Source organism: Vibrio sp. 11986-1-5 (genome assembly GCF_963878025.1).
GTDB lineage: Bacteria > Pseudomonadota > Gammaproteobacteria > Enterobacterales > Vibrionaceae > Vibrio > Vibrio injensis.
Genome location: NZ_CAWNVW010000050.1, coordinates 249,243 through 266,221, shown reverse-complemented (window position 1 = coordinate 266,221; position 16,979 = coordinate 249,243). Strand labels below are relative to the sequence as shown.

Sequence of the window (16,979 nt, the reverse complement as noted above, 5' to 3'; positions counted from 1 at the left end):
AAAATGAGTAACCCTAAAGCGGACAAACTGATTGAATATTTAGTGCAGCAAGGTATTGATGATCAAGCGGTACTTTCAGCCATTCATGGATTGCCAAGAGAGCGCTTTGTATCGCAAGCGATGATGCACCAAGCTTACGATAACAACGCGTTACCTATTGGTCTTGGACAGACGATTTCCCAACCTTATATTGTGGCCAAAATGACTCAGCTATTGTCTTTAAAGCCACATAGCCGAGTTTTAGAAGTGGGGACGGGGTCGGGATATCAAACGGCGGTACTCGCTCAACTGGTTGATCACGTATTTTCAATTGAGCGTATTAAATTTTTACAATGGGAAGCGAAACGCCGTTTGAAACAATTGGATATTTATAATGTCTCAACTAAACACGGTGATGGCTGGCAAGGGTGGACGGCTAAAGCACCGTTTGATGCGATTATCGTTACTGCGGCCGCACCTGTGGTGCCTCAGGCTTTACTTAATCAACTAACCGATGGTGGGCGTTTAGTTATTCCTGTAGGGGAAGAAGAGCAGCAACTACTGTGTATTTGTCGTCAAGGTGATGAATGGATAACTCAAAGCGTAGAAACGGTACGTTTCGTACCTTTAGTAGCAGGTGAATTAGCTTAATGAAAAAGCTACAGTGTCGAAATGGATGGTTGATTGGTTTGTGCTGCTTACTATTTGGTTGTGCGGTTAACACTCCTGCGCCAGTTTCGGAGCTGAACAAAGACTATAATTCAATACCTCGTGGCAGCTATCGAGGCAGTTATTATGAGGTAAAAAAAGGCGATACTTTATATTTTATCTCTTACATCACTGATAAAGATGTTAACGATATTATCCGTTTTAATCGCCTGCAAGCGCCTTATGTGATTCATCCTGGGCAAAAGTTGCGTTTATGGGGGCCGGTTTATACGCCTCCTGCTTATGCTGGAACGGGCGCTGGTCCTCGACCTAGAGCTAATGTTAGCTCGGTAGGGAGCGTTGCTTCAGCATCGACTCCTGTCGTTGCGCCTACGCCCGTTGTCGTGACTCCGTCGGTGTCTGTGAAGAGCAAAGACTCTAATCCTGTATCGATCTCTCAAAACGGTAAGAAAACGCCTACAACTGATAGGAAAGCACCTACGCCACCTATTGAACAACCGAAAACAAACAGGTATGTTGAATCTACACCTAAAGTGAATGTTACTAATCAGCCTGTCACTAAACCGACACAAAATAACGATAAAATCGCTAAGTGGCTATGGCCAACCAAAGGGAGAGTAATTAAAGGTTTCTCCGCAGGAGATCAAGGAAACAAAGGTATTGATATTGCAGGTCAGCGAGGTCAATCGATTGTTTCTACCGCGGCTGGGACAGTGGTGTATTCAGGTAATGCGCTACGCGGCTACGGCAATTTGATCATTATTAAGCACAATGATGACTATCTAAGTGCCTATGCTCATAATGATCAACTGCTGGTCCAAGAAGGTCAGAATGTAACTGCCGGTCAAAAAATCGCGACCATGGGCAGCTCAGGAACCACCAGTGTTCGCTTACATTTTGAAATTCGTTACCAAGGTAAGCCAGTGAATCCACAACGCTACTTACCATAAACATGCTTGTGATGAGTTATGTAGCCGACATTTGAAGTTGTAATGTCTTGCTAGCTCGCCAGGGGAGGCGTTATGAGTATCAGCAATTCAGTCACTAAAGTCGAAGATTTTGATTTTGATCCTGAAGTTATCAGCGCAGCGGAGTCTGACGTTGAGCAACTATCCGCCATTAACCTCAAAGAAGAATACGATGCATCGAGCAAAAGCTTAGATGCAACACAGATGTATTTGAGTGAAATTGGTTTCTCACCCCTTTTAACCGCCGAAGAAGAAGTTCTTTATGCTCGACGTGCGTTACGTGGTGATGAGGTCGCGCGCAAGCGAATGATTGAAAGTAACCTACGCTTGGTTGTGAAAATCTCTCGTCGTTACAGTAACCGTGGTCTAGCCTTGCTCGATTTGATTGAAGAAGGCAATCTAGGTTTGATCAGAGCGGTTGAGAAGTTTGACCCAGAACGAGGCTTTCGTTTTTCGACTTATGCCACGTGGTGGATTCGTCAAACCATCGAACGGGCGCTGATGAATCAAACTCGTACCATTCGTCTACCGATTCATGTTGTTAAAGAACTCAATATCTATTTGCGCACCGCTCGTGAGCTTTCACAGCGTTTAGACCATGAACCTACGGCAGAAGAGATTGCTGCTGAGCTGGACAAGCCAGTTGAAGATGTCAACAAAATGCTACGTTTGAATGAGCGAATCAGTTCTGTTGATACTCCGATTGGTGGCGATGGCGATAAAGCATTGTTGGATATTCTGCCAGACTCTAACCACTCTGATCCGGAAGTATCGACTCAAGATGACGATATTCGTTTATCTTTGCTTAATTGGCTTGATGAGCTCAATCCAAAGCAAAAAGAAGTCTTAGCACGCCGTTTTGGATTACTGGGTTATGAACCATCAACACTGGAAGAAGTTGGGCGAGAAATTAACCTTACTCGTGAACGAGTCAGACAGATCCAAGTGGAAGGTTTACGCCGATTGCGTGAGATCCTCGTTAAACAAGGGCTGAATATGGAAGCTTTGTTTAATGTTGATAATGACTATTAATTGGTTTTAATGAGCGAGTAAAGGCACCGTTACGGTGCCTTTTTGCTTTAATAGTTAGGTGTTTATAAATGTTTTTTTAAACGATATAAGGCTTCTAATGCTTGGCGTGGTGTCAGCTCATCGGGATCAATATCGGCGAGTAGTTGTTCAACTTCACTTGGTTCAGGAATTAAGCTCATTTGATCAGTTATAGCCAGTGATGCTGCAGGTTTCTTCGTCGTCTCTCGCTGTTGCTCAAGCTGCGCGAGTTTATTTTTGGCATTGGTAATCACAGCCTTAGGTACACCGGCTAAGCTCGCGACGGCTAAACCGTAAGATTTACTGGCCGCCCCTTCTTGTACGGCGTGCATGAAGGCGATGTTTTCACCATGCTCAACCGCATCGAGATGAACATTCGCCAAATGTGGCAAAGTGTTGGGCAGTTCAGTTAACTCAAAATAGTGAGTAGCAAATAGGGTCATCGCCCCAATTTTAGTGGCTAACCATTCGGCACTGGCCCATGCTAAAGAGAGCCCATCATAAGTGCTGGTGCCCCGGCCAATCTCATCCATCAATACCAAACTATGCTGCGTTGCATTATGCAGAATATTCGCGGTTTCGGTCATTTCGACCATAAACGTGGATCGTCCTGAAGCCAGATCATCAGAAGCACCAATCCGCGTGAAAATCCGATCTAACAAACCGATCGTCGCTGATTGCGCTGGGACGTAACTGCCCATATGCGCCATCAGGGCGATCAAGGCGGTTTGGCGCATATAAGTCGATTTACCCCCCATGTTCGGACCAGTAATGATCAACATTTTGCGCTGTTGGTGGAGTGTGATTGGGTTGGCAATAAAGGGATCGTTCATCACTTGCTCAACCACTGGATGTCGACCGGCTTGAATCTGTAAACCAATACTCTGGGTTAAAGTTGGCCGACAATAATCCAAGCTTTCTGCTCTTTCGGCTAAATTTTGTAACACGTCTAACTGTGAGAGTGCTGAAGCTAACGCCTGCAAACGCTCTAAATGGGGCAGTAACAGATCGAACAATTGTTCCCAAAGCTGTTTTTCTAGTGCTAACGCCTTGGATTTTGAATTTAAAACTTTGTCTTCATGTGCTTTGAGCTCAGGAATAATATAGCGTTCAGCATTTTTTAAGGTTTGGCGACGTACATAGTGCGGTGGCACAAGTTGGCTTTGTCCGCGGCTGACTTGGATATAAAAGCCGTGCACATTGTTGTAACCGACCTTTAAGCTATCAATACCGTGACGTTCACGCTCATCGGCTTCTAATTGATCAAGATACTCGGTCGCGCCAGCCGCTAATTTTCGCCACTCGTCCAGTTCAGCATCATAGCCATCGGCAATCACTCCGCCATCACGGATCACCACTGGAGGGTTATCTTTTATTGCACGTTCTAGCAATAGAGAAAGGGATTCAATAGGCTGGGCATCTTGACGTAGTTGACATAAATACGGGTGTTTCAGTGATGCCATTTGCTGGTTGAGTTCAGGTAACTGCTGTAGCGCATTTCGCAGGCGAGCCAAATCACGTGGACGAGCAGAGCGCAGTGCTAAACGAGCCAAGATACGCTCAATATCGCCAATTTGTTTTAGTATTGGGGAAAGTTCAGCAAAGAGAGCCTCTTGTTTGAGCTCGGTTATCCCATCCAAACGTTGATTGATGGTGTCGATATGGCGAGTAGGTTGATGAATCCAGCGTTTGAGCATGCGGCTACCCATTGCGGTCGCACAGTGATCTAATACTTCCGCTAAGGTGTGCTCTTGTCCGCCCGCTAAATTTTGGGTTAATTCTAAGTTACGACGAGTCGCTGCATCTAAAATAACCGATTGATCTTGGCGATCAAAAGTTAGAGCACGAATATGGGGTAGGGCGGTGCGCTGAGTATCTTTTACGTATTGAATTAAGCAGCCTGCTGCACATAAACCGAGTTTGGCTTTTTCTACACCAAAACCCACCAAGTCACGAGTACCAAATTGTTGATTCAACTGCTGTTTTGCGGTGTCGAGTTCGAATTCCCAAATTGGGCGGCGGCGATTACCTTTACGATTGGCCAGAACCTGTACTGGGCTAAAATCCTCAGGAAAGAGTAATTCGCGCGGTGCAGTGCGTTGCAGTTCAGCGCACATTGATTCTACCGAATCTGGTTCAGAAAGTTGGAAGCGGCCAGAAGTGACATCCAAAGTCGCATAACCAAATTTACCGTCTTGATGGTAAATCGCCGCAATCAAGTTATCGCTACGCTCAGACAATAAGGCTTCGTCAGTAATGGTGCCAGGGGTAATAATGCGTACTACTTTACGTTCAACGGGGCCTTTACTGGTTGCCGGATCGCCAATTTGTTCGCAAATAGCAATAGATTCTCCCAGTTGTACCAGCTTAGCTAAATAGCCTTCGACGGCATGGTAAGGAACGCCAGCCATAGGAATCGGCTCACCAGCGGACGCTCCACGTTTAGTGAGTGAGATATCTAATAATTGCGAGGCGCGTTTTGCATCATCATAAAACAGCTCATAAAAATCACCCATACGATAAAACAGCAAAATATCGGGGTTTTCTGCTTTGAGTTTAAGATATTGCCTCATCATTGGCGTATGAGATGAGGAAGACTCGATGCAAGAAGCGTTGGATGTACTCATGGTATTCGTTACTCGGTTAGCCAGTTGTTTGTTCTGAGCGTCAACAACTCAGCCGCAGAGGATAACAAACTTCACTATTAATGAGCAATCAACCGATGGGGCAGGCAGTGAATGACATGATGAACAGGCTCATCATGTCATTCAAAAATACTCTTTTGGTTTCAAGAAAATAGACCAGAAGAGAGATAACGATCACCACGATCACAGACGATCGCGACAACCACCGAGCCTGGATTTTGTTTGGCGATTTGTAAGGCGGCAAATACAGAGCCTCCGGAGCTAACACCTGCGCAAATCCCCTCCTGAGTTGCTAACGCGCGCGCCGTTTGAATAGCGTCTTGCTCGCTGATGTCCATCACCACATCGACCCGAGACTGTTCAAAAATCCCCGGTAGATACTCCTTTGGCCAGCGGCGAATTCCAGGTATCGAGCTGCCTTCAGATGGTTGTAGACCGATGATTTGGATCTGCGGGTTTTGTTGTTTTAGATAGCGAGATGTCCCCATGATGGTGCCAGTGGTTCCCATACTAGAGACAAAGTGAGTAATTTTTCCTTGGCTTTGCTGCCAAATTTCGGGGCCGGTTGACTGAAAGTGCGCTAAGGGATTATCTGGATTATTAAATTGATCCAACACCTTCCCTTTGCCTTGAGCTTGCATTTGCAGAGCTAAATCACGTGCTCCTTCCATCCCTTGATCTTTACTGACCAGAATTAATTCACAGCCATAGGCGCGCATAGAATCTTTACGCTCTTGGGTTGCGTTATCTGGCATGATTAAGGTCATTTTGTAGCCTTTAATAGCCGCAGCCATGGCTAAAGCGATACCAGTATTACCACTGGTGGCTTCGATGATCCTATCTCCAGGTTGTATATCACCACGCTTTTCTGCCTGAATAATCATATTCAACGCTGGACGGTCTTTGACTGAACCTGCTGGATTATTTCCTTCCAGTTTGACTAAAACGGTACTTGAGTTACCTTGAGGTAATCTTTGTAAACGAACTAATGGTGTTTGTCCGACATACGCTTCGATGGTTGGAAAATCAGTCACGTGCTTATCCTTAGTCATTGATCATTTGATGAAACAGTACACCGCTGGTTGTCTGAGTGATAGAGGTGTCGTTCAGACTAAGCTGTTTTATCACACTCCGGTCGTCTGTTTATTATAAAACTCACGGTTTAATCGACATACAATTTATTGCTAGATTTTATTCCAAAAAGTTCTATTAATAAGCTTTGTTATAATTCATTTACCTAATACTCTAAGCAATAGGAAGCCATGCTGGCAACGGGAATTGTGGAGTATCAAATATGAAGTTTATTAAGTCGGCGTTAGCCACACTACTTATGGTTGGATCATTGAATGTTTCAGCCGCCGATCAAACCATTCTTAACTCATCGTATGATATCGCTCGTGAGCTTTTCAATGCTTATAACCCGCTATTTGCTAAGCATTGGCAAGAAAAAACTGGGCAAACGGTAGAAATACGCCAATCTCATGGTGGCTCTTCCGCCCAAGCTCGTTCTATTTTACAAGGGCTTGCTGCGGATGTGGTGACCTTCAACCAAGTTACCGACGTGCAAGTTCTGCATGATCGGGGAAAGCTCATCGACGCCAATTGGCAAGATCAATTTCCTAATGCGAGCTCACCTTATTATTCAACAACCGCATTTTTAGTTCGCAAAGGTAACCCGAAAAATATTCAAAACTGGGATGATTTAGCTCGCGACGATGTGTCATCGGTGTTTCCAAATCCGAAAACTTCCGGTAATGCGCGTTATACTTACTTGGCAGCACTAGGTTTTGCCCAGCAAGAATTTGGCGCTGATAATCAGGCGGAACAAGACCGATTTTTAAGACAGTTTCTTGCCAATGTTGCGGTATTTGATACCGGAGGTCGAGGGGCAACCACTTCGTTTGTTGAGCGTGGTCTTGGGGACGTCTTGATTACCTTTGAATCTGAAGTTAATAATATTCGTCAGCAGTACGGCATGGATGATTATCAAGTCGTGGTGCCTAAAATTTCTATTTTGGCTGAATTTCCGGTAGCGGTTGTCGAGCGTACCGCTAAACGTAAAGGCACTTATGAAGTTGCTCACGAATACCTTTCTTATTTGTACAGTGAAGAAGCACAGCGCTTACTGGCTGGTTTTAGCTATCGAATTCATGATGAAAAAGTGAAAGCCGAGTTTGCCGATCGTTTTCCTGATGTCGAACTATTAACGGTAGAGACTATCGCAGGTGGTTGGGAAAAAGCCATGCAAGATCATTTTGCTAATGGTGCAAAATTGGATCAATTACAACGTCGTTAACCGATTATTCGCCACTTATTTCGATAAGTGGCTATCTTACGCTTAAGTTTTTGCAGAGGGTTTATGAGCCGTTCTCTCACGCGACCACGTCATAAAAGAGTATTGCCCGGCTTTGGGGTTAGTCTCGGGACCTCGCTCTTTTTTATTAGTTTAATTTTATTGCTGCCAGCGAGTGGTTTAATCATTCAAACCAGCAATATGTCTTGGACAGAGTATTGGCAGGTTATCGCCGATCCCAGAGTCGTCGCCAGTTATAAAGTCACTGTCGGAGCGGCTTTGATTGCCTCATTATTTAACGGTTTATTGGGGCTTTTATTGGCGTGGGTTTTGGTTCGTTATGAGTTTTATGGCAAACGGGTCTTGGATGCGTTAGTCGACTTACCCTTTGCGCTCCCCACGGCAGTGGCAGGAATAACCTTAGCGACGCTGTACTCAACCAACGGATGGGTAGGAAGTGTGCTTAGTGAACTCGGTATCAAGGTTGCTTACACCCCTTTAGGGATTGTATTGGCGATGGTATTTACCAGTTTGCCTTTTGTCGTTCGTACGGTTCAGCCAGTGTTAGAAGAGATTTCCAAAGAGGAAGAAGAAGCTGGCATGACCCTTGGTGCGACGGATCGAGCGGTATTTTGGCGAGTGATCATGCCCTCGTTAAAGCCCGCTCTATTGATTGGTGTCGCGCTTTCATTTACGCGCAGTTTGGGAGAGTTTGGAGCGGTGATCTTCATTGCAGGTAACATGCCTTATGTCAGTGAAATTACATCATTAATGATTTTTGTACGCTTACAAGAGTTTGATTTTCCTGCGGCGAGCGCGATTGCTTCTGTGGTGCTAGTGGCTTCTTTGCTGTTACTGCTGATGATTAATCTATGGCAAGGTGCTTATTTACGCCGTATTCATGGGCGTTAAGGAGAAGGCGATGAAAGGATTACAGCCGAGACGAGTCGGTGAAACGCCTTGGGTGAAATGGAGCTTGATAGGATTAGCGCTATTCTGGGTTACTTTACTTTTAGTGATCCCATTAGTCAGTATTTTTCAGCAAGCGTTTGCGAGCGGGCTATCGGCTTATATTGGTCATTTACTCGAACCCGATACACGTCATGCGATCAGTTTGACGTTATTCGTTGCTCTATTAACGGTGCCTATTAACTTGGTTTTCGGGGTGTTGCTCGCTTGGGCGGTGACGCGTTTTGAATTTCCGGGACGTAAGGTACTGACCACAATCATAGATATTCCCTTTGCAGTTTCACCTGTTGTTGCTGGTCTGTTGTACTTACTGCTCTATGGCAGTAATGGCTGGTTAGGTCAGTGGCTATTTGACCGTGATTTACAGGTGATGTTTGCTTGGCCGGGGATCGTATTGGTCACGGTGTTTGTGACTTGCCCGTTTGTTGCCCGAGAGCTGATCCCACTGATGCAGCAGCAAGGCCGCTCGGATGAAGAAGCTGCGGTAATTTTAGGGGCTTCGTGGTGGCAATTGTTTCGTCGAGTGACGTTACCGAATATCAAATGGGCTCTTATCTACGGGGTGATCTTAACCAATGCTAGGGCGATTGGTGAATTTGGTGCGGTAGCGGTGGTCTCTGGCAATATTCGCGGTGAGACCAACACACTCCCTTTGCATGTCCAAGTATTATATGAAGATTATCAATCGCAAGCGGCGTTCGCGAGCGCTTCATTACTGGCATTTATCGCCTTGTTGACGTTAGTGTTAAAAGCGATTGTTGAATGGCGACAAGAACATAATCAAAGCAAAACAAATAGTGAGCAAGAGACGGTATGAGTATTCGTTTAGATAATATTTCCAAAAACTTTGGAGCATTTCAGGCTTTATCACCGCTCTCTTTACATATTGATGACGGAGAAATGATTGGTTTACTAGGCCCTTCTGGATCTGGAAAAACTACCTTACTGCGTATTATAGCTGGTTTAGAAGACGCGGATACGGGACACATTCATTTTCGTGACCGCGACGTGACCCATGTTCATGTTCGTGATCGTCGAGTTGGATTCGTGTTTCAAAATTACGCTCTGTTTCGGCACATGACCGTTGCAGATAACGTAGCCTTTGGTTTACAAGTGATGGAGCGTCGCCAACGGCCAACATCGACTGAAATCGCTCGACGAGTCAAGCAACTGCTTGAAATCGTTCAACTTGGTCACTTGGCGGATCGCTATCCAGAGCAGTTATCGGGTGGACAAAAACAGCGTATTGCATTGGCGAGAGCATTGGCCACTCAACCAGAAGTATTGTTGTTGGATGAGCCGTTTGGTGCACTCGATGCCAAAGTACGTAAAGAGTTACGTCGCTGGTTACGCAGTTTGCATGATGAACTCGGCTTTACCAGTGTTTTTGTTACGCACGATCAAGATGAGGCCTTAGAGCTTTCTGATCGTGTGGTGGTGATGAGTAATGGTCGTATTGAACAAGTCGATACCCCTGTTCAGCTGTACGCTGAGCCGAACAGTCGTTTTGTGTTCGACTTTTTTGGTAATGTGAATGTTTTTCCTGCTCAGTGGCAGGCTCCCCATTGGCAAAATGATCAGGCTTTTATTTTGCCGCCTCAGCAGAGGGCGATTCAACAAACTGGAACACTTTACGTTCGTAGTCATGAGTTGAGTATTTCTCTCAAAGAGAACAGTCAAGCGTACTTACCTTGTGAGGTCTTGTCGATTAATCCTGTTGGTGCGGAGGTACGAGTCGAGCTTGCACCTATCGGTTGGCAAAGCCCTGAACCATGGGAAGCGAAACTGACTCATCGCGCTTTAAATGAGCAGCCTATTGCTCGTGGTGACAAAGTATTTGCTACGCCACAGGTCGGGTATTTTTTTGACGAACAAAGTCAATCTCCTCAGGTTATTCGCTGGCCGTTCCTCGATGCGGACAGTTTGATGTTTGAAATTTAAGAGTCATCATGACTGTGCGATGTTAATCAATGGGTACCGAATGGTACCCATTATGTTTTATGATGTTGGATGATTGGATCGAAAATAAGTAGGGGGTAGCATGAGTAACCTTATCGCACTTAGCCAACAAGTCGGACAGCAGCTATTGGCGGCTCAGCAAATAATGACTAGCGCAGAATCATGTACGGGAGGTGGGGTTGCCTATGCTATCACTGAGACAGCAGGCAGCTCGGCTTGGTTCGATCGCGCTTTTGTCACTTACAGTAATCAAGCCAAACAAGAGATGCTCGGCGTACGCTCACAAACCTTATTGGAATATGGCGCGGTGTCTGAACCGGTTGTGCTAGAAATGGTGCAGGGAGCCCTGTTGCATTCAGAAGCGACCATTGGAGTGGCGATCAGTGGTATCGCTGGTCCGTCAGGAGCAACGGAAGATAAGCCCGTCGGCACAGTGTGTTTTGCTTGGGCAAGTAACCAAGATTGGCGGAGAGTAGAAACGATTTGTTTTCAAGGGGATAGAGTGAGCGTTCGCGAGCAAGCGATCATCCATGCGTTACAAATCATCAGTGACCATTTATCTTCGACGATTTGAACTAAGGCGCAAAAATCTTCATACAGCTCTGGACACTGTATGAATCAACAGTATAATAAGTAGCAAGTTGACGATAACGTCGCACTCAATCGCGAAACTTTTCACCGCAAGGTGACAGTCTGGAGAAAGTAATGGACGAGAATAAACAAAAAGCCTTAGCCGCAGCGCTCGGTCAAATTGAAAAGCAATTCGGTAAAGGCTCTATCATGCTGCTCGGTGATAACCGTACTATGGATGTAGAGACGATTTCAACCGGTTCTCTTTCTCTTGACATCGCATTGGGTGCCGGCGGTTTACCAATGGGGCGGATTGTTGAAGTTTATGGTCCTGAATCTTCGGGTAAAACAACCTTAACTCTTGAGTTAATTGCTTCTGCACAACGTGAAGGTAAAACCTGTGCGTTTATTGATGCTGAACACGCTCTTGATCCTATTTATGCTCAGAAACTGGGTGTGAAAATCAACGATTTACTCGTCTCTCAGCCTGATACTGGTGAGCAAGCATTAGAGATTTGTGATGCACTAGCGCGTTCAGGTGCCGTCGATGTCATCGTTGTTGACTCTGTTGCTGCGCTAACACCAAAAGCTGAAATCGAAGGTGAAATGGGTGATAGCCACATGGGGCTACAAGCCCGTATGCTTTCTCAAGCGATGCGTAAGCTGACGGGTAACTTGAAGCAGTCGAACTGTATGTGTATTTTCATCAACCAAATTCGGATGAAAATTGGTGTCATGTTTGGCAACCCAGAAACCACAACCGGTGGTAATGCTCTGAAGTTCTATGCCTCTGTTCGATTAGATATTCGCCGTACTGGTGCGATTAAAGAAGGCGAAGAAGTGGTTGGTAATGAAACCCGCATTAAAGTCGTTAAAAATAAAATCGCAGCTCCGTTTAAAGAAGCCAATACTCAAATCATGTATGGACAAGGATTTAACCGTGAGGGTGAGTTGGTCGATTTAGGGGTTAAACATAAGCTGATTGAAAAATCGGGTGCTTGGTACAGTTACAATGGCGATAAAATCGGCCAAGGTAAAGCCAATGCTTGTAAGTTCTTACGTGAGCATCCTGAAGTCAGTAAAGCAATCGATAGCAAACTGCGTGAGATGTTACTCAGCCCTGAACAAGTTCCGCTCGATGAGCCTGAATTTGGCGTGATTCCTGAACAGGAAGAAGAGTTATAATCTAACGCCTGACTACTCTTTAAGCCCTGCTGTGCAGGGCTTTCTTATTGGAGCGAAAACGATGCATTTTCCTTTATCCTCGCGTTCTCCCCATCGACATCAAAATGCTTCAGCCGTTAGTTCTCCTAAAGAAACGGCTTTGCGGATATTGTCTCGTCGAGATCACAGTGAATATGAATTGCTGCAAAAGTTACTCCTCAAAGGGTTTAATCATGAGGAGATACAACCTGTGATGAATTCTTGTCGAGAATACGGTTATCTTGATGATTTACGTTACACTTTGAGTGCCATTCGCCAAGGCATGAACAAAGGCCATGGTGAGCGGAGAATTCGTCAGTTATTGCAGCAAAATCGAGTTGCCGATGATCTGGTCAATACCGCGTTACAGCAGCTTGATCCCGATTGGTTTCAACTTGCCAAGCAGCTAGCAAAAAAAAAGTTTAAAGCCCAAGCTGCGCTTGAAGCCAAAGAACAGGCAAAGCGGGTGCGATTTTTACAGTCTCGAGGTTTCAGTTTTGAACAGATTCACTACGCTTTGAGTGATCAAGAAGAGATGAACTAAACGCTATATAACTGTCTATCACGCTTCTTTTCTATCACCATTAGCGGCTTTTATTTAAGAAAACTAGGCGAAGCCTTATCCATGCTTTACAATACGCAAAATTCTAACTTGAGTTATTCAGGAAGAGCTGCATGTTTATGAGCACCGATGAGGTTCGCCGCGCGTTCCTCTCATTCTTTGAAAGTAAAGGACACCAAATCGTTGACAGTTCGTCATTGGTGCCTGCAAACGATCCGACCCTGCTATTCACCAATGCTGGGATGAACCAATTTAAAGACTGCTTTTTAGGCCTAGAAAAACGCGCCTATACTCGCGCTACGACAGCTCAGCGCTGCGTTCGTGCTGGTGGTAAACACAACGATCTAGAAAACGTTGGCTTTACTGCTCGTCATCACACTTTTTTTGAAATGCTAGGCAACTTCAGTTTTGGCGATTATTTCAAAGAAGATGCCATTCAGTATGCGTGGGAGTTTTTAACCGAAGTGGTTAAGCTTCCTAAAGAGCGTCTATTGGTCACCGTTTATCAAACCGACGATGAAGCGTTTGATATTTGGCATCAGAAGATTGGTATTCCCCAAGATCGTATTATTCGTATTGGCGATAAGCCTGGTGGTAAAGCTTACGAGTCGGATAACTTTTGGCAAATGGGTGATACCGGACCTTGTGGTCCTTGTACGGAAATTTTCTACGATCATGGTGAGCATATTTGGGGTGGTCCTCCAGGTTCAGCCGAAGAAGATGGCGATCGATTTATTGAAATCTGGAACGTAGTCTTTATGCAGTTTAATCGCCACGCTGACGGAAAAATGGAACCGCTGCCTAAGCCTTCGGTTGACACCGGAATGGGTATTGAGCGTATTTCGGCGATCACTCAGGGGGTTCATTCCAACTATGAGATTGACGTTTTCCAAACGTTAATCAAAGCCGCGGCAGACGTTATTGGTTACCAAGATCTCACTAATCAATCATTACGTGTTGTCGCTGACCATATTCGCTCTTGTGCCTTTTTGATTGTGGATGGTGTGATGCCGTCGAATGAAGGCCGTGGTTATGTGCTGCGCCGCATCATTCGCCGTGCAGTTCGTCATGGTAACAAATTAGGAGCACAAGGGGCTTTCTTCCATAAGCTTGTGGCACCGTTAGCCGAGGTGATGGGCAGTGCTGGCGAAGAGCTTAAGAAACAGCACGCCTTAGTGGAAAAAGTTCTGCGTATCGAAGAAGAAAACTTTGGTCGTACATTAGAGCGCGGTATGGCGATTCTCAACGATGCATTGGATACGGTTAAAGGTTCGGTTTTAGATGGTGAAACCGTATTCAAACTCTATGATACTTACGGCTTCCCTGCGGATTTAACCAATGATGTCGCGCGTGAGCGTGGTTTTACCATTGATGAAGAAGGCTTTGAAGCTGCGATGGAAGAGCAGCGTCAGCGCGCGCGCGATGCAGGCAATTTTGGCACCGATTACAACAGCCTGATTAAGGTTGATGGAGAAACGGAATTTTGTGGTTATAGCGCGACCCAGCAAATGAGTCCGGTATCTGCCTTGTTTGTCGATGGACAAGAAGTTTCGGCGCTATCCGCGGGTGATAAAGCGATTGTGGTTTTGGAAACGACGCCGTTTTATGCTGAATCCGGTGGTCAATGTGGTGATGCTGGCTTACTGAGAACCGCTTCGGGTGTGTTTAAAGTAGAAGATACCCAGAAATTGGGTAATGCCATTGCCCATTATGGTGTGATGCAAGAAGGTGTATTAGCAAGTAGCGATCATGTAGAAGCCTTGGTGGATGAAAAACGTCGCAATGCGATCTCACTCAATCACTCAGCGACCCACTTATTGCACGCCGCTTTACGTCAAGTGCTCGGTGAGCATGTGACGCAAAAAGGCTCACTGGTTAGAGCCGAAAATTTGCGTTTCGATTTCTCTCATTTAGAAGCCATGACCGCAGCAGAAATTAAGCAAGTTGAACGTTTAGTTAATGCGCAAATTCGTTTAAATCATGTAATTGAAACTCATGTGATGGACATCGAGTCAGCCAAGCAAAAAGGCGCGATGGCGCTGTTTGGCGAGAAATACGATGAACAAGTGCGTGTCTTGTCGATGGGTGATTTCTCGACGGAATTATGCGGTGGTATTCATGCGTCACATACTGGCGATATAGGCCTATTTAAGATTCTCTCTGAAGGAGGAATTGCGGCCGGGATCCGTCGTATCGAAGCCGTAACGGGTGAAGCCGCACTGGATGCACTGGATACTCAGCAGCACAAGTACGAAGAGAAATTATCGGAAGCGGTGCAAAAAACTAAGCAATTGGAAAAAGAAATCCAGCAACTGAAAGATAAACTTGCTTCACAAGCGAGTGCTAGCTTGATCGATCAGGTTAAATTAATCGCGGGTGTTAAAGTCCTCGTGGCGCAATTGCATGGCGCTGATAATAAAGCCTTACGTGGCATGGTGGATGAACTTAAAAACCAATTGGGTAGTGGTATTATTTTACTTGGCAATGTAGCTGACGACAAAGTTGGTTTAATTGCTGGCGTAACTAACGATCTGACCGCCAAAGTCAAAGCCGGTGAGCTGGTTAACCTCGTTGCTCAGCAAGTTGGTGGCAAGGGTGGTGGTCGTCCTGATATGGCTCAAGCTGGGGGAAGTGACGCGCAAGCACTGCCATTGGCTTTAGAGTCAGTAGACGCTTGGATTGCTGAGCGTCTATAAAATAATGATAACTTACGCTCAATCACTGTTTTTTTGATTGAGCGTAACTTTATCTGGTTAACCAAGTGGTGTAATTGACGTTATTTTAACCGTAACCAATTACTCACTTGGTTTTGTTGTTTATACTCTTCAAACAAATAATCAATAGGTTGATTAGTGTACTGGTTGATTATGATATTGTTTGAACCTAATGAGACTTTGGTCTTGGGAAGGTGAATACTGGTGAAAAAGCCCCTTATCGTGCAAAAGTTCGGCGGAACGTCGGTTGGTTCAATCGAAAGAATGTATACCGTAGCCGAACACATCATTAAAGCGAAGAATGATGGTAATCAAGTTGTCGTTGTCGTTTCGGCAATGTCAGGAGAAACTAATCGTTTATTGGGTCTCGCCCAACAAATCGATAGCGTTCCTACTGCTCGAGAACTTGATGTTTTGCTCTCTGCTGGTGAGCAAGTGTCGATGGCACTGTTGGCGATGACCTTAAATAAGTTAGGGCATGCTGCTCGCTCACTAACCGGAGCTCAGGCGAAGATTGTGACGGATAATCAACACAATGACGCAACGATTAAGAACATTGATACTCAAACGATTACTGAGCTATTAGAGCAAGATCAGATTGTGATAGTGGCAGGTTTTCAAGGTATTAATGACAATGGGGATATCACCACTTTAGGGCGAGGAGGCTCCGATACGAGTGCAGTAACACTCGCTGGAGCACTGAGAGCTGATGAGTGTCAAATATTCACGGATGTTGATGGTGTGTACACTTGTGATCCACGAGTGGTGCCTACAGCCAAAAAGCTAGACGTGATAGATTTCCCATCTATGGAAGAGATGGCGCGTAAAGGCGCTAAAGTGTTGCATTTACCTTGCGTGCAATATGCATGGAAGCATCAAGTGCCTTTACGAGTGTTATCAACGTTCGATGTTAATCATGGCAGCTTAATTAAAGGGGAAGTCGGTACACAAAGAGTCTGTGGCGTAGCGATACAACGCGATATGGCTTTAGTCACCGTTCCTCATGACAGCTTAGCTGGTTTAATTAAACAGTGTCAGATGCTAGCGATTGAACTTTGGAATGTGATCGAGGAGACAGAATGGGCAGGTGTGGTCATAAAACGCGATGCTTATGCTAAGTTGGATCTGGTGTTCCACGATAAAATCCGTAATAGTGAGCAGGTGAGTTTACTCACGACAGTTGGTTTGCAAGCCCCTGCTTTGATGGAGCATGCCTGCACATTGTTGGCCGAGAACGGTATTAATGTGCATTATGTTTCTCACACCTCACACTCGTTAATGTTAATGCTTGCGCCGGACAAGGTTGATAGTGCGGCTAATATTTTGCACGAAGCTTATATTCATTCGGATACTTTATTGCAGTTTCAGGCTAAACAAGCCTTTTTAGGCTGATTTAGA

14 protein-coding genes are annotated in these 16,979 nt (G+C 45.3%); 12 read left to right on the top strand and 2 right to left on the bottom strand.

Features of this window, described 5'->3' with window-relative positions; translation table 11 throughout:
* The first annotated feature begins 3 nt into the window (after window positions 1–3).
* The 3 genes from AACS00_RS12765 to rpoS all read left to right on the top strand — a co-directional run bounded on the left by AACS00_RS12765 (window position 4) and on the right by rpoS (window position 2,648).
* Window positions 4–630, top strand: a complete 627-nt coding sequence (locus AACS00_RS12765) for a protein-L-isoaspartate(D-aspartate) O-methyltransferase (protein ID WP_110167641.1) — start codon at window positions 4–6, stop codon at window positions 628–630.
* Entirely contained in the window at window positions 630–1,598 is a 969-nt protein-coding gene (gene nlpD, locus AACS00_RS12760; protein WP_110167640.1) for a murein hydrolase activator NlpD, read from the top strand. The genes AACS00_RS12765 and nlpD overlap by 1 nt, the downstream gene beginning before the upstream one ends.
* A gap of 72 nt (window positions 1,599–1,670) precedes the next feature.
* Entirely contained in the window at window positions 1,671–2,648 is a 978-nt protein-coding gene (gene rpoS, locus AACS00_RS12755; RefSeq protein WP_110167639.1) for an RNA polymerase sigma factor RpoS, read from the top strand.
* A 62-nt stretch (window positions 2,649–2,710) separates the two neighbouring features.
* On the opposite strand, the gene mutS is transcribed toward rpoS, so the two are convergent.
* Both mutS and cysM read right to left on the bottom strand, forming a co-directional pair.
* Window positions 2,711–5,293, bottom strand: a complete 2,583-nt coding sequence (gene mutS, locus AACS00_RS12750) for a DNA mismatch repair protein MutS (protein WP_110167638.1) — start codon at window positions 5,291–5,293, stop codon at window positions 2,711–2,713.
* 161 nt (window positions 5,294–5,454) lie between these two features.
* Entirely contained in the window at window positions 5,455–6,345 is an 891-nt protein-coding gene (gene cysM, locus AACS00_RS12745; RefSeq protein WP_072668915.1) for a cysteine synthase CysM, read from the bottom strand.
* Between the two features lie 260 nt (window positions 6,346–6,605).
* Here cysM and cysP point away from each other — a divergent pair, with 260 nt between their 5' ends.
* The 9 genes from cysP (at window position 6,606) to AACS00_RS12700 (ending at window position 16,973) form a co-directional block, all read left to right on the top strand.
* Window positions 6,606–7,607: a thiosulfate ABC transporter substrate-binding protein CysP gene (cysP, locus tag AACS00_RS12740; RefSeq protein WP_110167637.1), complete on the top strand. Its 1,002-nt coding sequence runs from the start codon at window positions 6,606–6,608 to the stop codon at window positions 7,605–7,607.
* A 63-nt stretch (window positions 7,608–7,670) separates the two neighbouring features.
* The gene (gene cysT, locus AACS00_RS12735; protein WP_110167636.1) at window positions 7,671–8,516 is read left to right on the top strand and encodes a sulfate/thiosulfate ABC transporter permease CysT; all 846 of its coding nucleotides are present in this window, start codon (window positions 7,671–7,673) and stop codon (window positions 8,514–8,516) included.
* Between the two features lie 10 nt (window positions 8,517–8,526).
* Window positions 8,527–9,390, top strand: a complete 864-nt coding sequence (cysW, locus tag AACS00_RS12730; protein WP_072668912.1) for a sulfate ABC transporter permease subunit CysW — start codon at window positions 8,527–8,529, stop codon at window positions 9,388–9,390.
* Window positions 9,387–10,514, top strand: coding sequence for a sulfate/molybdate ABC transporter ATP-binding protein (locus AACS00_RS12725; RefSeq protein WP_110167635.1), 1,128 nt, complete (start codon window positions 9,387–9,389; stop codon window positions 10,512–10,514). Before cysW ends, AACS00_RS12725 begins: the two co-directional genes overlap by 4 nt.
* A gap of 100 nt (window positions 10,515–10,614) precedes the next feature.
* Complete coding sequence (locus AACS00_RS12720) at window positions 10,615–11,106, top strand: CinA family protein (protein WP_110167634.1); 492 nt, start codon at window positions 10,615–10,617, stop codon at window positions 11,104–11,106.
* A 131-nt stretch (window positions 11,107–11,237) separates the two neighbouring features.
* Window positions 11,238–12,287, top strand: coding sequence for a recombinase RecA (gene recA, locus AACS00_RS12715; protein ID WP_110167633.1), 1,050 nt, complete (start codon window positions 11,238–11,240; stop codon window positions 12,285–12,287).
* 61 nt (window positions 12,288–12,348) lie between these two features.
* Entirely contained in the window at window positions 12,349–12,849 is a 501-nt protein-coding gene (recX, locus tag AACS00_RS12710) for a recombination regulator RecX (protein WP_110167632.1), read from the top strand.
* A gap of 131 nt (window positions 12,850–12,980) precedes the next feature.
* Entirely contained in the window at window positions 12,981–15,563 is a 2,583-nt protein-coding gene (alaS, locus tag AACS00_RS12705; protein ID WP_110167631.1) for an alanine--tRNA ligase, read from the top strand.
* A 222-nt stretch (window positions 15,564–15,785) separates the two neighbouring features.
* On the top strand, window positions 15,786–16,973 hold the full coding sequence (locus tag AACS00_RS12700) for an aspartate kinase (RefSeq protein WP_110167630.1): 1,188 nt from the start codon (window positions 15,786–15,788) through the stop codon (window positions 16,971–16,973).
* Window positions 16,974–16,979 lie beyond the last annotated feature (6 nt).